We start from the raw sequence: 840 nt of genomic DNA, 5'->3' as shown, positions 1-840 counted from the left end.
TGGCACTTCAATCAGTCGATGGTCCTCGACGTCTCCGACGAGGTCGATCCGGAGGTGCTGCGGATAGCTCTGCATGCCCTTGTCGAGCAGCACGACGTTCTGCGGTCCCGTTTCCTGTGTGAGGAGGGCCGGTGGGTCGGGCGGGTGGTGGCGGCTGAGCCTGCGGATCTGTTGACGGTGCTGGACGCGGTCGGGTGGGACGAGGCGGTCCTGGAGGCTAGGGCGACGCAGGTGCAGGCGAGCCTGGATCTGGGCGAGGGGCCGTTGGTGCGTGCGGCGCTCTTCGAGCGTGGTGAGCGGGGCAGTCTGCTGCTCCTCGCGGTGCATCACTTGGTCGTGGATGCGGTGTCCTGGCCGGTGCTGCTGGAGGATCTGACGTCGGCGTACGTGCAGGCGGCCGCCGGGCACGCGGTCGTGCTGCCGGTGAAGACGACATCCTTCATGCGCTGGGCGGAGCGGCTGGCGGAGCTGGCGGTGACCCCGGAGCTGGCGGAGGAGGCCGCGTACTGGCGTCGTACCGAGGTGGCGGGCACCGCGCTGCCCCGTGAGCTGGGTGGTGCGAACCCGGTCGGTCTGGCGCGGCGGGTGCATGTGTTCCTTGGTGAGGAGTGGACGGAGCGGTTGCTGCGGGAGGTGCCGCAGGCGTTCCGTACGCAGATCAATGATGTGCTGCTCAGTGCGCTGGGGGCGGTGCTGACGGAGTGGTGCGGGGCGCGGTCGGTGGTGGTGGATGTCGAGGGCCATGGTCGTGAGGATGTGGGCGCCGACGTCGATGTGTCGCGAACGGTGGGCTGGTTCACGAGTGTGTATCCGGTGGTGCTGTCGGGCCCGGGGGACGGT

Annotated in this window: 1 protein-coding gene; it reads left to right on the top strand. The window is 69.2% G+C overall.

The genetic code is table 11. The annotated features are described in order from the left end of the window. A partial coding sequence (locus AQI94_RS42235; RefSeq protein ID WP_263973331.1) for a condensation domain-containing protein occupies positions 1 to 840 on the top strand: 840 nt, incomplete at both ends.

This window comes from Streptomyces pseudovenezuelae (assembly GCF_001513955.1).
Taxonomy (GTDB): Bacteria; Actinomycetota; Actinomycetes; order Streptomycetales; family Streptomycetaceae; genus Streptomyces; species Streptomyces pseudovenezuelae.
This window is presented reverse-complemented; position numbering and strand designations above follow the sequence as displayed.